This window comes from Pyramidobacter sp. C12-8 (assembly GCF_002007215.1).
In the GTDB taxonomy this organism is placed as follows: Bacteria; Synergistota; Synergistia; order Synergistales; family Dethiosulfovibrionaceae; genus Pyramidobacter.
The window spans coordinates 1-739 of record NZ_MUHX01000073.1 but is presented as its reverse complement, the minus strand read 5'-3'; the positions used below and the strand labels follow the sequence as shown (position 1 = coordinate 739).

The following is a 739-nucleotide window of genomic DNA, read 5'->3' as shown; positions in this document are numbered from 1 at the left end:
TTGTAAAACGAAAACCACCGGCAGTGCCGGTGGTTCCAAAAGGCTTTAGCTATGGAGAAAAAGGACTCCTCCTTTGGTAAAGTAAGAACGGTCTGTCAGCCGCCAAGCCAAACCAAAGGAGGATCAAGTCCTGATGAAACTTGACATAAGTAGTTTAGCACACACGAAGTGGGAGTGTAAGTATCACGTGGTATTTGCGCCGAAGTATCGCCGCCAGATCATCTACGGGAAGATCAAACAAGACATTGGTTTGATGCTGAGAAAACTGTGCGCGTACAAAGAAATTGAAATATTGGAGGCGGAAGCATGTAAAGATCACGTCCACATGCTCCTGAGTATACCGCCCAAATACAGCATATCACAGGTGATGGGTTACTTGAAAGGTAAAAGCAGTCTGATGATTTACGAGAAGTACGCGAATCTGAAGTACAAATATGGCAATCGACATTTCTGGTGCCGCGGTTATTACGTAAGCACGGTAGGACGCAACAAGAATGCAATAGAGACCTCCATCAGGAATCAATTACAGGAAGATCATGCCGAGGAACAGCTGACGATCAAAGAGTACGTTGACCCGTTTACGGGTAAGCCGGCACAGGAAGGCAAGTAGAGAGCCCCTTTAGGGGCAGCCTGTGAGAGTTGTGCGGCTGACAGACTTTTCGATGAGCCTATAGGCTCGGCTGGGAAGATGCCCCAAGGGGGCTTGTGCAAACCACCGGCACGGCCGGTGGTTATGATT

Annotated in this window: 1 protein-coding gene; it reads left to right on the top strand. The window is 48.3% G+C overall.

Annotation, left to right across the window (positions count from 1 at the left end; all coding sequences use genetic code 11):
- Nucleotides 1-133 precede the first annotated feature (133 nt).
- A complete protein-coding gene (gene tnpA / locus B0D78_RS12120) occupies nt 134-610 on the top strand; it encodes an IS200/IS605 family transposase (RefSeq protein ID WP_078017180.1) in 477 nt (158 codons plus the stop codon).
- The last annotated feature ends 129 nt before the right edge of the window (nt 611-739 follow it).

Bases quoted from the DNA above. Each gene is read 5' to 3' on its own strand.
- tnpA (WP_078017180.1), top strand. From the start codon at position 134: ATGAAACTTGACATAAGTAGTTTAGCACACACGAAGTGGGAGTGTAAG.